The sequence below is a fragment of the Acidovorax sp. 35-64-16 genome, assembly GCF_002281195.1.
GTDB classification, from domain to species: Bacteria; Pseudomonadota; Gammaproteobacteria; order Burkholderiales; family Burkholderiaceae_C; genus Acidovorax; species Acidovorax defluvii.
This window is the reverse complement of sequence record NZ_NCFM01000001.1, coordinates 64,890-80,349: the sequence shown is the minus strand read 5'-3', so window position 1 is coordinate 80,349 and position 15,460 is coordinate 64,890. Positions and strand designations below refer to the sequence as shown.

Annotated in this window: 15 protein-coding genes and 1 pseudogene; 9 read left to right on the top strand and 7 right to left on the bottom strand. The window is 64.1% G+C overall.

The window, feature by feature from the left end:
• The first annotated feature begins 92 nt into the window (after positions 1–92).
• The 4 genes from alr (at position 93) to B7Y64_RS00390 (ending at position 5,019) form a co-directional block, all read left to right on the top strand.
• On the top strand, positions 93–1,208 hold the full coding sequence (gene alr / locus B7Y64_RS00405) for an alanine racemase (protein WP_291325042.1): 1,116 nt from the start codon (positions 93–95) through the stop codon (positions 1,206–1,208).
• Positions 1,209–1,302: 94 nt separating this feature from the next.
• Positions 1,303–2,121: a hypothetical protein gene (locus B7Y64_RS00400; RefSeq protein ID WP_291325040.1), complete on the top strand. Its 819-nt coding sequence runs from the start codon at positions 1,303–1,305 to the stop codon at positions 2,119–2,121.
• 501 nt (positions 2,122–2,622) lie between these two features.
• Positions 2,623–3,285, top strand: a complete 663-nt coding sequence (locus B7Y64_RS00395; protein WP_291328126.1) for a lytic transglycosylase domain-containing protein — start codon at positions 2,623–2,625, stop codon at positions 3,283–3,285.
• A 153-nt stretch (positions 3,286–3,438) separates the two neighbouring features.
• A complete protein-coding gene (locus B7Y64_RS00390) occupies positions 3,439–5,019 on the top strand; it encodes an ABC transporter substrate-binding protein (RefSeq protein WP_291325518.1) in 1,581 nt (526 codons plus the stop codon).
• A 97-nt stretch (positions 5,020–5,116) separates the two neighbouring features.
• On the opposite strand, the gene B7Y64_RS00385 is transcribed toward B7Y64_RS00390, so the two are convergent.
• The 3 genes and pseudogenes from B7Y64_RS00385 to hpaI form a co-directional block, all read right to left on the bottom strand.
• The gene (locus tag B7Y64_RS00385; protein WP_291328125.1) at positions 5,117–5,728 is read right to left on the bottom strand and encodes a glutathione S-transferase N-terminal domain-containing protein; all 612 of its coding nucleotides are present in this window, start codon (positions 5,726–5,728) and stop codon (positions 5,117–5,119) included.
• Positions 5,729–5,809: 81 nt separating this feature from the next.
• Positions 5,810–6,261, bottom strand: a pseudogene (locus B7Y64_RS00380) (ketopantoate reductase C-terminal domain-containing protein); the annotation flags it as partial.
• 118 nt (positions 6,262–6,379) lie between these two features.
• A complete protein-coding gene (hpaI, locus tag B7Y64_RS00375) occupies positions 6,380–7,219 on the bottom strand; it encodes a 4-hydroxy-2-oxoheptanedioate aldolase (protein WP_291327050.1) in 840 nt (279 codons plus the stop codon).
• Between the two features lie 116 nt (positions 7,220–7,335).
• On the opposite strand from hpaI, the gene radA reads away from it, so the two are divergent.
• From radA to B7Y64_RS00350, 5 genes are read left to right on the top strand one after another with little or no spacing between them, the layout of a single operon-like run.
• Positions 7,336–8,715, top strand: a complete 1,380-nt coding sequence (radA, locus tag B7Y64_RS00370; protein WP_291327048.1) for a DNA repair protein RadA — start codon at positions 7,336–7,338, stop codon at positions 8,713–8,715.
• Between the two features lie 58 nt (positions 8,716–8,773).
• Positions 8,774–9,208: a glycerate kinase gene (locus tag B7Y64_RS00365; protein ID WP_291327046.1), complete on the top strand. Its 435-nt coding sequence runs from the start codon at positions 8,774–8,776 to the stop codon at positions 9,206–9,208.
• Positions 9,209–9,249: 41 nt separating this feature from the next.
• Entirely contained in the window at positions 9,250–10,200 is a 951-nt protein-coding gene (locus B7Y64_RS00360) for a branched-chain amino acid transaminase (RefSeq protein WP_066695517.1), read from the top strand.
• 2 nt (positions 10,201–10,202) lie between these two features.
• Positions 10,203–10,409, top strand: coding sequence for a zinc-finger domain-containing protein (locus B7Y64_RS00355; protein WP_291327044.1), 207 nt, complete (start codon positions 10,203–10,205; stop codon positions 10,407–10,409).
• 52 nt (positions 10,410–10,461) lie between these two features.
• The gene (locus B7Y64_RS00350; RefSeq protein ID WP_291327042.1) at positions 10,462–11,556 is read left to right on the top strand and encodes a glycosyltransferase; all 1,095 of its coding nucleotides are present in this window, start codon (positions 10,462–10,464) and stop codon (positions 11,554–11,556) included.
• A gap of 1 nt (position 11,557) precedes the next feature.
• Here B7Y64_RS00350 and B7Y64_RS00345 read toward each other — a convergent pair whose 3' ends face one another.
• From B7Y64_RS00345 to B7Y64_RS00330, 4 genes are all read right to left on the bottom strand, one after another.
• Positions 11,558–12,301, bottom strand: a complete 744-nt coding sequence (locus B7Y64_RS00345) for a glycosyltransferase family 25 protein (protein ID WP_291327040.1) — start codon at positions 12,299–12,301, stop codon at positions 11,558–11,560.
• Positions 12,302–12,315: 14 nt separating this feature from the next.
• Positions 12,316–13,059 carry a hypothetical protein gene (locus B7Y64_RS00340; protein WP_291327038.1) on the bottom strand — a complete coding sequence of 248 codons (744 nt, stop codon included), beginning with the start codon at positions 13,057–13,059 and terminating at the stop codon, positions 12,316–12,318.
• Positions 13,056–14,303: an O-antigen ligase family protein gene (locus B7Y64_RS00335; protein ID WP_291327036.1), complete on the bottom strand. Its 1,248-nt coding sequence runs from the start codon at positions 14,301–14,303 to the stop codon at positions 13,056–13,058. Before B7Y64_RS00335 ends, B7Y64_RS00340 begins: the two co-directional genes overlap by 4 nt.
• A 70-nt stretch (positions 14,304–14,373) precedes the next feature.
• On the bottom strand, positions 14,374–15,342 hold the full coding sequence (locus tag B7Y64_RS00330) for a hypothetical protein (RefSeq protein ID WP_291327033.1): 969 nt from the start codon (positions 15,340–15,342) through the stop codon (positions 14,374–14,376).
• Positions 15,343–15,460 lie beyond the last annotated feature (118 nt).

Genomic DNA, 15,460 nt, shown 5'->3' with positions numbered 1-15,460 from the left:
TTGGGGGGCCGCATACAAGTGTCTGGCGGTTATATCACGCACCCACGGGCGTGCAGTGCCAGAATCCCATGCTTGTTTCTTCGTATATCCCCATGCCGCGCCCGATTCACGCCACCATCCACACCGATGCCCTGCACCACAACCTCGCGCGCGTGCGCCAGGCCGTGCCCGATGCCAAAACCTGGGCGGTAATCAAGGCCAACGCCTACGGCCACGGCATCGAGCGGGCCTTTGAGGGCCTGCGCGCCGCCGATGGTTTTGCGCTGCTTGACCTGGCAGAGGCCGAGCGCGTGCGCCACCTGGGCTGGCGCGGCCCCATCCTGCTGCTGGAGGGCGTGTTCGAGCCGCGCGACCTGGAGCTGTGCTCGCGCCTGTCGCTGTGGCATGCCGTGCACTGCGACGAGCAGATCGACATGCTGGCGGCCCACAAGACGCAGGTGCCGCACCGCGTGTTCCTCAAGCTGAACTCGGGCATGAACCGCCTGGGGTTCACGCCGCAGCGCTATCGCACTGCCTGGGCGCGTCTGAACGCGCTGCCGCAGGTGGACGAGATCTCGTTCATGACCCATTTCAGCGATGCCGACGGGCCGCGCGGCATTGCGCACCAGATGGCCGCGTTCAACACCGCCACCGAAGACCTGCCCGGCGAGCGCAGCCTGTGCAACAGTGCCGCCACCCTGCGCCACGCGGCCGATGCGCGCGTGCGCGGCGACTGGGTGCGCGCAGGCATCGTGCTGTATGGCAGCGCGCCCGATTTCCCTGCCCACAACGCGGACCACTGGCAGGTGCAGCCCACCATGACGCTGGCCACCCGCATCATCGGCACGCAACAGCTGCAGGCGGGGGACACCGTGGGTTACGGCTCGCGCTTCACAGCCGAGGGGCCACTCACCATCGGCGTGGCCGCCTGCGGTTATGCCGATGGTTACCCGCGCCACTGCGACACCGGCGCCCCCGTGCTGGTGAATGGCGTGCGCACGCGCCTGGTGGGCCGCGTCAGCATGGACATGGTCACCGTGGACCTGAGCCCCGTGATTGCGGCTGGCATGGACGCCGGTTTCGGCAGCGAGGTCACCTTGTGGGGGCGCGCCCGCAATGGCGCCGTGTTGCCCATCGACGAGGTGGCGCAGGCCGCCGGCACCGTGGGCTACGAGCTGATGTGCGCGCTGGCGCCGCGCGTGCCCGTGGCGGTGGACGGCGTTGCCTGACCTTCGCCCTGCACGACACCCCGTTCAGCCCGTGGCCAGCCCCCGCAGCGCAAGCGCAAGCAACCACAGGGCCTCCAGTTGGCGCTCTGTGCGCATGCCGCACCACAGCACGGTGGCGCGCACGCTGCAGCAGCGCTACCGCCTGCGCTGGCACGGGCTGCTGATCGGCAGCTTCACGCTGCTGCTCATGTGGTGCAGCGCGCATGTGCAGATGCTGCTGGGGGTGGACTCGCTGGCGCTGCGCTATCTGGTCACGCTGTCGGTGGGGTACCTGGGGTATTTGCTGGTGTTGCGCGCGTGGGCCGCCCGGCTGGTGCGGCAGCGCAAGTCGGGTGAACACGGCGCGGACGGCGTCGGGGGCGATGCGCTGGATCTGGCGACCGAGCTGCCCTGGCCCCGGGGAGGGTGTAGCGATGGCGGCGGGACCCTGCCGCGCACCGGTGGGGGCGACTTTGGCGGCGGCGGTGCATCCGGCGACTTTGACGGGGCCGGGCCCTCGGGCCTCTCGGATGCGGGCCTCGGCGGCAGCGAATCCAGCACCCTGGGCGACATGGCCAGCGGTGCGGCCGACGCCATTGGCAGCGCGGACGAAGGCGCTGTGGTGGTGGTGCCGGTGGTCGCAATTTTCCTCATCGGGGCCGCGCTGATTGCTGGCGCGGGTTCGCTGGCCCTGCTGTTTTTTGGCTGGGATGTGCTGCTGACCGTGGCGGTGGAGCTGGCGTTTTCGGTGGCCACGGCCCGCGCTGCCGTGGGCGTGGAGCGCGAAGGCTGGCTCACAGCCGCCGTGCGCCTGACCTGGAAGCCGTTGCTCGGTGCGCTGGTCTGCGCCGTGCTGCTGGGCGCCGCCATCGATCATTTTCTGCCCGATGTGCACTCGCTGCCCGAGGCGGTGCGGGCCTTGCGGATGCGATAAATTGCTTTGTTTTTTATAGCTGACTACGCTTTATGGACGGGCGCTAGAGCCATTTTTTCCTTAAGTTCAACCACGCCCGGTCGTTGGTCTGCAGCGGCGCATGCATTGGCCGTCACGGTGGTCATGCCGTTGTTCGGGGGACGTCGAGATGGCGGGGCACACGTTGCGGCCCGCCGCGTGCTGCCGCATGTCCGCCGCACCGAATTGGCGCTGCACGCAGCCGGTGCTGCTATTGACTGGCACGCCACAGCCGTGTGTGCACTCGGTTACATGGCTGAAGACCATGCAGGACGTGACGTACGGCGCCAAGACGCGCATACTGAAAAACATGCGTGCGAGCCTGTCGATCCTTGCGCCGCTGTCGGTGGCGTTGTTCTGCGCCTTGGGTGCCGAGGTGGCGCGGGCGCAGGGCGGTGAAACCGACAGTACCCGGGCGGCCAGCCTGCGCCAGGAGGCCGTGGCCTACGAGCACGGCGAGGGCGTGGCTACAACCTCGGATGGATGTATGCCCATGGGCGCGGTGTGCCGCGCGACGATGCAGCGGCCGCCTTCTTCTTCCAGGCCGCTGCCGAGCAGGGGCTGGGCGTGGCCGCGCGCATGTTGCAGGTGGTCGGCGGCGCCACCGCCGAGGTGCCCGCGTGCCTGCGCCCCCCACCGTCCGCGCAGGCTGTGGCGGGCCCGCCGGGCGTCAACTACCAGTTGACCGCGCCGCGCAAGATCGTGGAACTGGTGCTCAAGATGGCGCCGCAATACCAGGTCGAACCGCAGCTGGCGCTGGCCATCATTGCCGCCGAATCGAATTTCAACACCCACGCGCTGTCGCCCAAGAATGCACAGGGCCTGATGCAGCTGATTCCCGAGACGAGCGAGCGCTTCAACGTCAAGAACCCGTACGACCCGGCGCAGAACATCCGCGGGGGCCTGACCTATCTGCGCTGGCTGCTGGCCTATTTCGAGGGCGATGTGGCGCTGGTGGCTGCCGCCTACAACGCCGGCGAGGGAAAGGTCGAGCGCTACCGCGGCGTGCCGCCCTATCTGGAGACGCGCGCTTACGTGCAACGCATCCTGAAGGCCGTTGGTGCAACCGCGCACCCGTTCGACCGCACCGTGGCCCCGCCCTCCCCAGCGCTGGAGCGCATTCGGCTGGCGCTGCGGCGCAAATAGGGTGCAGCGGCGCACCAGCGCAGACGCAATCCGTTGGTGGCGTGCATGGGCGCGTCGTGCCCCTGTTGGGCATATGGATACAACAACAAAATTGTTCCGACGACGCTCGACCTCGGTCAAAGTAGGGGTTTGTTATTCGAGAGGCACAAGCCCATGCAATTCAAACCTCTGCTCCTTGCCGCAGCCCTGGCTGTCACCCTGCCCGTGGTCACGCAGGCCAAGACCTTCCGCTTTGCGCGTGCCGTGGATGTGTCTTCGTGGGACGTTCACGCCCAGAACGTGGGCGTGAACAACACCTTGCACGCAGCGGTGTACGACACGCTGGTCGAATACAACAGCAAGACCTTCAAACCCGAGCCCGCGCTGGCCACCGAGTGGAAGCTGGTGAGCCCCACGCAGCTGCGCATCACCCTGCGCAAGGGCGTGAAGTTCAGCGACGGCAGCGACTTCACCGCCGACGACGCCAAGTTTTCGCTGGAGCGGGCCAAGTCCAAAAGCTCTAATTACGCGGTGTATGCCCAGGGCATTGACCGGGTGGAAAAGGTCAATAGCCACACCATCGACATTTTCTCGGACGTGCCCAACCCGGTGCTGGTGAACCAGCTGACCGAGCTGCGCATCCTCAGCAAGGCCTGGGCCGAGAAGAACAAGTCGGTGGACCCCAAGGACATCAAGAACAAGGACGAAACCTTTGCCCACCGCAACGCACTGGGCACGGGGCCTTATGTGCTCAAGTCGTGGACGCCCGACCAGCGCGTGGTGCTCGAGCCCAACCCGCACTGGTGGGGCAAGGGCAAGTTCGCCACCAACGTGACCGAGGTGGTTTACACCCCCATCAAGTCGGATGCCACGCGCACGGCGGCGCTGCTGTCGGGTGAGATCGATTTCATCATCGACCCGAGCCTGCAGGATCTGGCGCGGGTGCGCCAGACACAGGGTCTCAAGGTGCTGGAAGGCGCCGAATACCGCACCATCTTTCTGGGCATGGACCAGTTCCGCGACGAATTGCCGGGCTCGAACGTCAAGGGCAAGAACCCGCTCAAGGATCAGCGCGTGCGCAAGGCGCTCTACCAGGCGATCGACATCAAAGCCATCCAGCGCGTGGTGCTGCGCGGCCTGGCCCAGCCCACGGGGGCGCTGGTTGCCCACCAGGTCAACGGCTGGACGCCCAAGGCCGATGTGCGCTACCCCTTTGACGCCAAGGCAGCGCAGAAGCTGCTGGCCGATGCCGGCTACCCGCAGGGCTTCGAGGTGGACTTTGCCTGCAGCGCAGGCCGCTACATCAATGACGAGCAGCTGTGCCAGGCCATCACCGCGCAGTGGGCCAAGGTGGGTGTGAAAGCCAAGCTGCGTTCGCTGCCGTTTGCCACCTATTTCCCGATGATCCAGCGCAATGAGGCCAGCATCTATTTGCTGGGCTGGGGCGTGCCAACGTTTGATGCGTTCTATTCGCTGCAGTCGTTGATCCGTTCGCCGGGCGCGGGTGGTGATGGCAATTTCAACCTGGGCCGCTTCAGCAACCCGCAGCAGGATGCGCTGATTGAGCGCATCAAGAAGGAAACTGATGCAGTCACGCGCAACGGCCTGATCGAAAAGGCCCTGGTGCAGGACCACGAGCTCATTTCGCACATCCCGCTGTACAACCAGGTCATCCCGTGGGCGGCTACGCAGAAGGTGGATTTGCCGCACCGCGCCGACAACCGCATTGACTGGCGCGCGCTCAAGGTCAACTGACCAGGCCCGCACAGCCAAAAAGCCCTGGCGCTATGCAGGTGCCGGGGCTTTTTTGCGCCCGTTTTCCGCCCCGGTTGCGGCCCGCCGAAGCGCGCGTTCAGGCCAGCGCGCGCTGCACGGCAGGCCGCTCGGCCATGCGGCGCCGGTGGTCGGCCACCTTGGGGAACTGCGCCACGTCCACACCATCGCTTTGCAGCCAGCCGGACATGGTGAACAGGTAGGCGTCAGCGACGGAATAGGGCTCGCCCAGCACCCAGGGGCCCTGCAGGTAGTGGCGTTCGATCACGCCAAAGCACTCGGCCATGTTCTGCGGCACCTTGCGCAGCATGTCGGCATGGGAGGCGGGCTCGTCCGCCCAGCGGCTGGCGCGCGGGCGGTGGGCGTGGGCTACGTGGACGGTGGAGGCCAGGTAGTTGTTGAACTCCTGCATGCGCGCAAAGGCAAACGGGTCCAGCGGCGCCAGTTGCGCCTGGGCATAGCGCTGGGCCACATAGGCCAGCAGGGCCGGGGTTTCCGTCAGCACGCCGTGTTCGGTGACCAGGGCGGGTACGCGCCCCTTGGGGTTGATGGCCAGGTATTCGGGGCTGCGTTGCTGCTGGGCGGCAAAGTCGAGGCGCACCAGTTCGTGGCCCGCCTGGGCCTCGTGCAAGGCAATGTGAACGGCCAGGGCACAGGTGCCGGGGGTGTAGTAAAGCGTGAGAGTGGTCATGGTTAGGTTGATTCGCTATAAATTTAATAGCTGTTGGCGATTGATGGATAAGCGCTGGAGGCCAATTTTGTTCGAAGTTTGTCAGTAGAGGTTGCGCGTGCGGACCATCAGGCGGGTCAGGCCCAGCAAGGCGTCGGTGTGGGGCGTGGGCGTGCCGGTGATCTGCCCCAGCTCCCGCACAGCGCCCACCAGCGCGTCGATCTCCAGGGGCTTGTTCGCCTCCACATCCTGCCGCATAGAGGTCTTGAACGCCCCAGCTTGCGCGTGACGGCATGGCGATCCTCGGGCTGCTGGTCAATGGGCAGGCCCAGCTTTTCGCCGATGGCCTTGGCCTCCAGCATCACGGCGCTGACAAAACCCCGCACCAGGTCGTCGTCCAGGATGCGGTCGGTGGTGGCACCCGTCCGGGCGCTGATGGGGTTGATGGTGAGGTTGCCCCGCAGCTTGAACCAGATGCCCTTCTGGATGCAGTCGGTCCCCTCCACATCGATGCCGCCGCGCGTCAGCGTGCCGGCCAGGGTTTGCAGTCGCTCGCCGAGCCAGCCCCTGATGGCACCCGCCCCGTCAATGCATGCTTTCATGGTTGAAAGGCCTTTGTCTTGCAGGCGGTGATGTTTTGGTGGATTCGATGCGTGTGGTTTCGACAGGGTCTCAATAGCCCGCAGGGCGCTGGGGTGTGCCAACGGCATCGGCGCGAAAGCGCGCCAGCAGATCCTGCGCGGCGCTGGCCAGCAGCATGGTGTCCACCCCCACGGCTACAAACAGCGCACCGGCCGCGAGCCATTGGCGCGCTTGGGATTCGGTGGTGGCCAGAATGCCGGGCGCCTTGCCCGCGCGCAGGATGCGGGCAATGCCGTCGTGGATGGCGGCCTGCACATCGGGGTGCCCTGGGTTGCCCGGGTGGCCCATGGAGGCCGACAGGTCGGCCGGGCCGATGAACACGCCATCCACACCGGGCGTGGCGGCAATTGCATCGAGGTTGCCCATCGCTTCCACGGTTTCGGCCTGCACCAGCAGGCACACCTGCTGGTTCGCCTCGTGCACATACTGGGGGTAGGCCTGCCAGCGCGACGAGCGTGCCAGGGCACTGCCCATGCCACGTACACCTTCGGGTGCATAGCGTGTGGCGCGCATCAGCTGCTGTGCTTGCTCGGCGGTGTCCACCATGGGCACCAGCAACGTCTGCGCGCCGATGTCCAGGTACTGCTTGATGAGTGCGGTGTCGCCCACGGGCACGCGTACGATGGGGTGGGGCGCCGGCGCGCCCGGCGGCAGGGCGCTGCTGGCGCTGGCCGCACTGGCTATTGCCTGCAACTGGTGCAGGATGGAGCGCAGGTCGTTGGGCGCGTGTTCGCCATCGATCAGCAGCCAGTCGTAGCCGGTGCCCGCGATGATTTCTGCGCTGTAGGCGTCGGCCAGCCCAAGCCACAGGCCGATTTGCGCCTGGCCCTGGGCCATGGCCTGTTTGAAGCGGTTGGTGGGTGTCTGCAATCTGAACTCCGTGCGGCGTTGCCAAGCCTGCCATCGTACGGGTTGCCGCCAGCGCGTGTGGGCACGGCCGCTATAGTCGGCTGCCCCCACCCCGGGGCTTCTTACCGATACCTGCCATGGCCAAAGAAAAAACCCTTTTCACCTGCACCGAGTGTGGCGGCACCAGCCCGCGTTGGCTGGGCAAGTGCCCATCGTGCAACGCGTGGAACACGCTGATCGAATCGGTGGCAGAGGCGGGGCCCGGCAAAAACCGCTACAGCGGCGCGCAGTTTGCAGGCCTGGCGCAGGCGCAGGCTGTCATGCCGCTGGCGGCGATCGAGGCGACCGACATTGCGCGCACCCCCAGTGGCATTGATGAGCTGGACCGTGTGCTGGGCGGGGGCATCGTCGAGGGGGGTGTGGTGCTGATCGGGGGCGACCCTGGCATAGGCAAGTCCACGCTGCTGCTGCAGGCGCTCGATGCGCTGCAGCGCGCCGGGCTGCCCACTTTGTATGTGACCGGCGAGGAAAGCGGCGCCCAGGTGGCGCTGCGTTCGCGCCGGCTGGGCCTGGACCATAGCCAGGTGAATGTGCTGGCCGAGATTCAACTGGAAAAAATCCTGGCCACCATCGAATCCATGCAACCGGCGGTGGCCGTGATCGACTCGATCCAGACGGTCTATTCCGACCAGCTCACGTCGGCACCCGGCTCGGTGGCGCAGGTGCGCGAGTGCGCGGCGCACCTCACGCGGTGTGCCAAGGCGTCCGGCGTGGCGATTGTGCTGGTGGGCCATGTGACCAAAGAGGGCGCGCTCGCCGGGCCCCGCGTGCTGGAACACATGGTGGACACGGTGCTGTATTTCGAAGGGGATACGCACAGCCAGTTCCGGCTGGTGCGCGCCATCAAGAACCGCTTTGGTGCCGTCAACGAGATCGGTGTGTTCGCCATGACCGAGAAGGGCCTCAAAGGGGTCAGCAACCCCAGCGCCATCTTTTTGAGCCAGCACAGCGAGCCGGTGCCGGGCAGCTGCGTGATGGTCACCCTCGAAGGCACCCGGCCCTTGCTGGTCGAAATTCAGGCCCTGGTAGACAGCGGTGGGCCCAGTCCGCGGCGCCTCTCTGTGGGCCTGGACAAGGACCGTCTGGCCATGCTGCTGGCCGTGCTGCACCGCCATGCGGGGGTCGCCTGCATGGACCAGGATGTGTTTGTGAATGCTGTGGGCGGCGTGCGCATCAGCGAGCCCGCCGCCGATCTGGCCGTGATGCTGGCCATCACCTCCAGCCTGCGGGGCAAGGCCTTGCCGCAGGGGTTCATCGCTTTTGGCGAGGTGGGGCTGGCAGGGGAGGTGCGGCCCGCACCGCGCGGGCAAGAGCGCCTGCGCGAGGCGGCCAAGCTGGGCTTCAGCGTGGCAGTGGTACCCAAGGCCAATGCGCCCAAAAAGCCGATCGAGGGGATCACCATCCATGCCGTGGAGCGGGTGGAAGAGGCCATGAACGTGGTGCGCGGCATGGGCTGATGCCCTCATACGCACTCCCCACAAGGCAAAGCGGTTGGCGCCGTAAGACAATGGGGCCATGAATTTGCGAAACATTTTGGTGCCCGTGGGGCTGGTGATTTTGGTGGTGATGGGCTTTCGGTCCTATGGCTGGATGGGTGTCGCGGCCGTCGGCGGTGGCGTGGTCATGTGGGCCCTGCTGCATTTCACGCGGCTCATGAATGTGCTGCGCAAGGCGGCAGACCGCCCCATCGGGCATGTGGGCAGCGCTGTCATGCTCAATGCCAGGCTGCAAGCCGGGGTGAGCCTGATGCATGTGGTGGCCATGACCCGTTCGCTGGGGGCGCTGCAGTCGCCAGAAAATCAACAACCCGAGTTTTACCGGTGGACCGATGGCACCCGCTCGCATGTCACCTGCGAGTTTCACAACGGCAAGCTGGTGAAATGGGTGCTGGAACGCCCCGCAGCCCCCGAGGATGCGCAAGATGGCACCCGGGGATCGGCCGCCCCGTAAAATCTGATTTTTGCGACATCCCAGCAACCCAAAGGACACCCATGAGCCCCGTAGTTCCCTCGATGGCCGATCGCGACGGCAAGATCTGGATGGACGGCCAGATGGTCGATTGGCGCGATGCCAAGATCCATGTGCTCACCCACACCCTGCATTACGGCTGCGGCGCTTTTGAAGGCGTGCGTGCCTACAACACCGTCAACGGCCCGGCGATCTTCCGTTTGCAGGAGCACACTGAGCGCCTGTTCAACAGCGCGAAGATCCTGCGCATGAAGATCCCGTTCAGCCAGGAAGAGGTCAACGAGGCGCAAAAGGCCGTGATCCGCGAGAACAAGCTCGAATCCGGCTACATCCGACCGCTGACCTGGGTGGGCGACAAGAAGCTGGGCGTCAGCCCCAAGGGCAACACCATCCACCTGATGGTGGCCGCCTGGGCCTGGGGTGCTTACCTGGGCGAAGAAGGCATGAAGCGCGGTATCCGCGTCAAGACCAGCAGCTACACGCGCCACCACGTCAACATCACCATGACGCAGGCCAAGGCGGTGAGCAACTACACCAACTCCATCCTGGCCAACATGGAAGCCACCGATGAGGGCTACGACGAAGCGCTGCTGCTCGACAGCTCCGGCTTCGTGTCCGAAGGCGCGGGCGAGAACATCTTCGTGGTCAAGAACGGCGTGATCTACACGCCCGACCTGTCGGCTGGGGCCTTGAACGGCATCACCCGCAACACTATCTTCCACATCGCCAAGGACCTGGGTCTGGAGATTGTGCAAAAGCGCATCACGCGCGACGAGGTGTACATCGCCGACGAAGCCTTCTTCACTGGCACCGCCGCCGAAGTCACCCCCATCCGCGAGCTGGATCGCATCGAGCTGGGCAAGGGCGACTACGTGGGCAGCCGTGGCCCCATCACCGAAAAAATCCAAACTGCGTTCTTTGACATTGTCAATGGCCGCAATCCCCAATACGCCCACTGGCTCACCAAGGTCTGACCATGTCGCAAGCCGTTATTGAACTCCTGACCAAAGACCTCAACGCCCAGGGCGGTGTGTTTTGCCCCAATCCCAAGGCTGACATGAAGCTCTGGAACAGCCATCCCAAAGTCTATCTCGACGTGGCGCATAGCGGGGAAGCCAAGTGCCCGTATTGCGGCACGGTGTACCGGTTGAAGGCGGGTGAGTCGGTGGCGCACTATCATTGACGTCGCCATGGGGGCTCCGTCCCGGCCGGAAGGTCTTCGGCCGCTGCGGGTCATGCACTTCGTTACCGGTGGGTTTTCTGGTGCCACGCAGGTTGCTGTCGATTTGTGCCTGGCTGCGCGGGGAGGCGACGCCATGGAGGCGGTACTGGTGCTGCGCCGCAAGCGCAACACCGATGTGGCCCGGGTCGAGGCTTTGCGTGCCCAGGGCCTGCGGGTCTGGGTGGTGCCGGGATGGTCGCATGCCGCCACTATTTTGGCGCTACGCAACCTTGCTTTGAAGCTGCGGCCCGATGTGCTGGTGGCGCACGGGTTCAGCGAGCACATTTGGGGCCGCTATGCGGGGCTATGGGCGGGGGTGCCAAAGCTGGTCCATGTCGAGCACAACTCCCGCGAGCGTTATACACGCTGGCGTTTGGCGCAGTCGCGCTGGCTGGCGCGCCGCAGCGCAGCCCTGGTGGGGGTTTCCGAAGGGGTGCGTGACCGGCTGATCGAACTGGGGTTTCCTGCAGAGCGTTGCGTAGCCATTCCCAATGGCGTGGACCTGGAGCGCTTCCCGGCGGCACAGTTGCTACCCATGGCCGAGCGTCTGCCCGGACTGGTGATGGCCGCGCGTTTTGCGCGCCAGAAAGATCAGGCCACACTGATCGAGGCGTTGGCCTTGCTGGCCCAAAAAGGGTTGCATCCCCCCTTGTATTTCGCGGGTCTGGGCAAGAAGACATTGCTCAATCACGCGCAGGGACGTGTGCGGGCGCACGGCCTGGATTCCCAGGTGCATTTTTTAGGGCAGGTGTCCGATTTGCCGCAGCGCCTCATGCGCAGCCCGCTGTTCGTGCTCTCCACCCACTATGAGGGCATGCCACTGGCTTTGGTCGAGGCCATGGCTGCAGGCTGCGCCTGCGTGGCCAGCGATGTGGTCGGTGTGCGCGGCGTGATCGATCCGGGGAAGACCGGCGAACTGGTACCGGAGGGAGACCCTGCTGCGCTGGCCGCTGTGCTGGAGCGTCTGCTGACCCATCCGGCCGAAGCTGCGCGGCTGGGGCGGGCTGCGCGCCAGGCGGCCGAAACCCGCTTTGACCGCCACCTGATGCACGCGCGCTATGCCCAATTGCTGCTGGGCCTGTCGCGGTCTCCAGAAGCGGGCGACTGACTTATTTCAGCAGGGGGCCGCGCCGGGCGTTGTGCCAGGCGCTCAGGAGGCTGTAGGCGCACTGGCGCTTGAACTTGCGCCAGCGCTGCCCCAGCCGCACGGCGGCGGACTTGCTGCCGATGCTGCTGGTAAAACTGGTCTCGTCAAGCACCAGCGCGGCTGGGGACACGCCCAGCACCGCCAGATCGTTTTCCCACCAATAGCGCAGATCGACGTCGATCGGCCGGCCAAACGGCAGGCGTGACTGGCACAGTTTTTGGGCCCCCTGGCGGCTGATGGCATAGCCTGCCGTCATGCTGGGAACCCGCTTGTAATCGACCAGTTCCACGCCCTCGCTCAGGGGGCAGCTGCCGCGGAAGCTATCCCGTTCCCGGCCGATCAGCTTGACCATGTCCCAGGGCTGCGCGCGCTGACTGATCGCACCCAGTATGTCGGCAAAGCCATCTTTCAAGCCGACGTCGTCTTCCAGCACCACCATGGCGGGAGCCCCACTGGCGAGCAGCTGCTGCCACAGCCGGATGTGGCTTGCGTAGCAGCCCTTCTCGCCGTTCACCAGGCTGGCGTGGAATTGGTGCTTGTTGAGTTCGGCTGAGTAAAGCTGCTTTTGCTCAGCCTCTCCCAGGTTGGCCCACCAGACCGCCTCGAAGCGCGTGCCTTGAAGGCCCTGGCGAGCCAACTCGGCTTCGAGCTTCTGACGGCGTTCGGTGTCGCGTGCGAGGTTGATGTAGAAGATGGGAAGCGACATGGTGGGACCCGACATCAGTTCGAGAAGTATTTGCGCAGGAATTTGGGCACCAGGCGATGGTTTTGGCGGCGCGGGGCGCCCGCGTTTTCGGCCTCGGCATGCTGTGCGGTTTCGAGGTAGCCGCGAAAATTCAGCGGCCGCTCGGCCAGCACATCGCCCACCACCATGGAGAACAGGCGTTCGTAGGCCGGAAAACGAGATTCGAAGAGGTGGAAAAACTCGTTCTTGCCGTAGAACGTGCCAATACCAAAGACCCCTTCATGGCCTAGCGCCCATTTTGAAACAATACAGCTGGTGGGCGGTTTGAGTGCCAGTGCCACCTTTTGTTCACGTGCGCGAGCTGACATCACCTCGGCAGCGTCAAAGCGCTCGCTCGATTTGAGGCTCGGGCTGCCCAGCGTTTGCCAGGTCGCCTTCGTGAAGGCCATGAACATGGGGCCTGCATACACCTCGGTGTTTTTCTTGTGGTTGGAAAATTGCGACAGTCCAAACACGGCGCCGCGCTCGGCGCTCTGCACCGCTTCCTGGTAAGCCTGGGCGGTGAGCGGAAACGCATCAATGTCGCAGAACACGATCACGTCGTCAGGCTGGTGTCGCGCTATCACCTCGTTCATCCAGACGCCGTGCGCTTTATGGTGGTGCCGTTCCTGACGCAGCTCCAGACCGAGCTTGGCAAAGACGGCATCCTGCCCTTGCAAAATGGCGGGGGAAATATTGTCCCAATGCAGGGAATAAACCGGTGGCATTTGATGGGTCATGGCATGGGGTGCGGGGACTGTTCAGTGTTGGGTTGCTCGATCACCGGGCCGGCAAGCAGCAGGGCCATCATGAAAATGAAGAAATGGCTTTCGCGCGCGCTGAATAAAGAGGAGTTGACCAGGCTGTTGGCCGCCAGCATGGTGGCAAATCCCAGCAGCAAGCATTTGTCGGGCGTGCTGCGATTTCTCGCTGCATAAAACAGGCTCACGATGAGCGCCACAAACAGCAAGCCCCCCAGTACGCCGTTTTCGACCGTGAAAAACAGATACTGGTTGTGTGGATGCCAGCCAAAAAACTCGCACTCCTCGGGGCGGGTGTTCAGGCGGCATGCCTCTGTTTCGAAAGAGCCCGTGCCTGTGCCCGCAAGCGGGTTTTCCTGGATGATCGCCAGCACCGATTTGTAATTGTATAAACGGTGGCCCAGCGAGCTGTATTTATTGCTCTCATGGGTTTGAACCTCCTTCCAGCCCAACCTGACCTTGTCCATCAGCAGCGGCGAGGTTCCGGCGACCAGACCCAGAATGGCGATCATTGCGCCGAGCATCCAGATTTTCTTTTTGCCAGGAACTGCCGCCAAGCCGGCAACCACGAGGCAGCTGCATAACAGGAGGACACCGGTGCGCCCCCAGGACATGTGTGTGATGCTCGCCGCCCCCAGCGCTGCCAAAACGCCCCAGAAACCTCGGGCCCAGGGGGTTTTGAATTTCCACAGAAAGGCCAGGCAGGTCAGAACGAAGAAAGTCATCATCACGTTTTGCGTGATGTAGTCGCCGACCACCGTGCGGTCGACACCCCAGCCGGTCTGTTGGCTGACCGCCCAAGGCAGCGGGACAAAGATGCCGCAGTAAGCCGAGACCAGAATAAAGCCCATCGCCACCATGAATGCGTACAGGCAATAGAGTCGCGTTCTTGCATCGAACAGCACTGACACAAAAAGTAGCCCAGCCAGCAATTTGGCATATTTGGACAGGTGAACCAAGGCGGTGTTGCCAGGTGCGCTGGTGTAGGTTGTTCCCACCAGAATCAACAGAAACAGCAGCAAGATGGCCCAGGTGCTGGGCAACAGGAAAACCTTGCGCCACTGCGAACGCAGGTTTCCTGACACCAAGATGGCAACCAGGGCCAGGACACCCAGCACGTTGCCCAGTGCCAGTGCTACCGGAAAAGCCAAAAACATCCCCACCAGCAGCACCTGGGCGAAACGGTCAAATCTGGTCGGGACATCGGTGGTGGCTTGGGTCATAAAAAGCGTGTGTGGCGTGCGCAGTGCATTGCTGACTTGAGGGCGTGGGGCGCGAGTTTGCCGCGCGCTTTCAGGCCGCGCTCAGGGTTTCGAATTGCTTTACCCAGTGCGAGAAGTCGTAGGGATCCAGCGCCCCGGGTGGCAAGGCTGGCAGGGGCGCTGCCAAGAATGCGGCGATGGTCGCAGGATCATCCTGCTCCAGGACGAAGAAGCGCGCCGGGTTGTAAAACGGCAGCGCGCGCACAGAGGTGTTGTTGGTGATGAGCTTTTTGTCGAAGAACAGGGCTTCCAGGCAGCGCACCGTGAGCCCGCTCTGGTTGGCTTGGGTGATCTCCAGCAGGCAGCGGGCGCGATTAATGGCCTCGATGTTCGTTGGGTAGTCGATGCTGTGTGGCAAGACCTCGATCGCCGCGGTTTGCGGGTAGGTTTTGCCTGGCTCGGGCACCATGCGCAGTTTCGTGCGCAAGCCAAAGCCTTGCCACCACTCCCCCAGTGCGCGAAGCGTGGGAAAACGGTTTTTGTCCTGTCCCAGAAAGTAGATGTCCCACTGCTCGGGCAGTGCCTGGCGGAACGTATCCACATAACGGTACACCTGCTGTGTGAGCGTGAGCCCGTATTGCTGCGCATCGCCCGGGTCAAAAGTGAAGACGTGAAAACCCAGGCCTTTGAGCTGTTGGATGTGGAGCCGGCGCACTTTGTGGCTTTGCTGATAATCGATGACTGGATTCCACGTGAACACGGCGACACGCCGGGTGCGCAAATACTTGCGGATGATGCGCAGATCCTTGATGTTCTCAATTCCAAAAATCAGCACCGGCGCGTCCGCAGGGATGGCCGCCAGTGCTTGCAGGTAGGTTTGCGGAAAAGGGCGGAAGCCAGGCAGTGGAAAGGGACTCCACGCAGCCATGGCTTTCAAGATGGAATACCCAAGTACCTTGATGCGCTTGGGGTGCACAAGCACGTCAGCCCGCTGTGCGGGGTCCAGGCTGTCCAGCAGAAACTCCGTCAGTGTGAATTGGTTGGCAATGATGTGCATCATGGCAGGGCAGCGATTTAACCCGATTGTAGGGAGCGCCCTCCATTGGGTCGGCTGCACGCGCAGGTTTCCTGGGTGTTCGCTTGCATGCAGATCGCGAGCCAGCCGGTCTGAAAGGTGC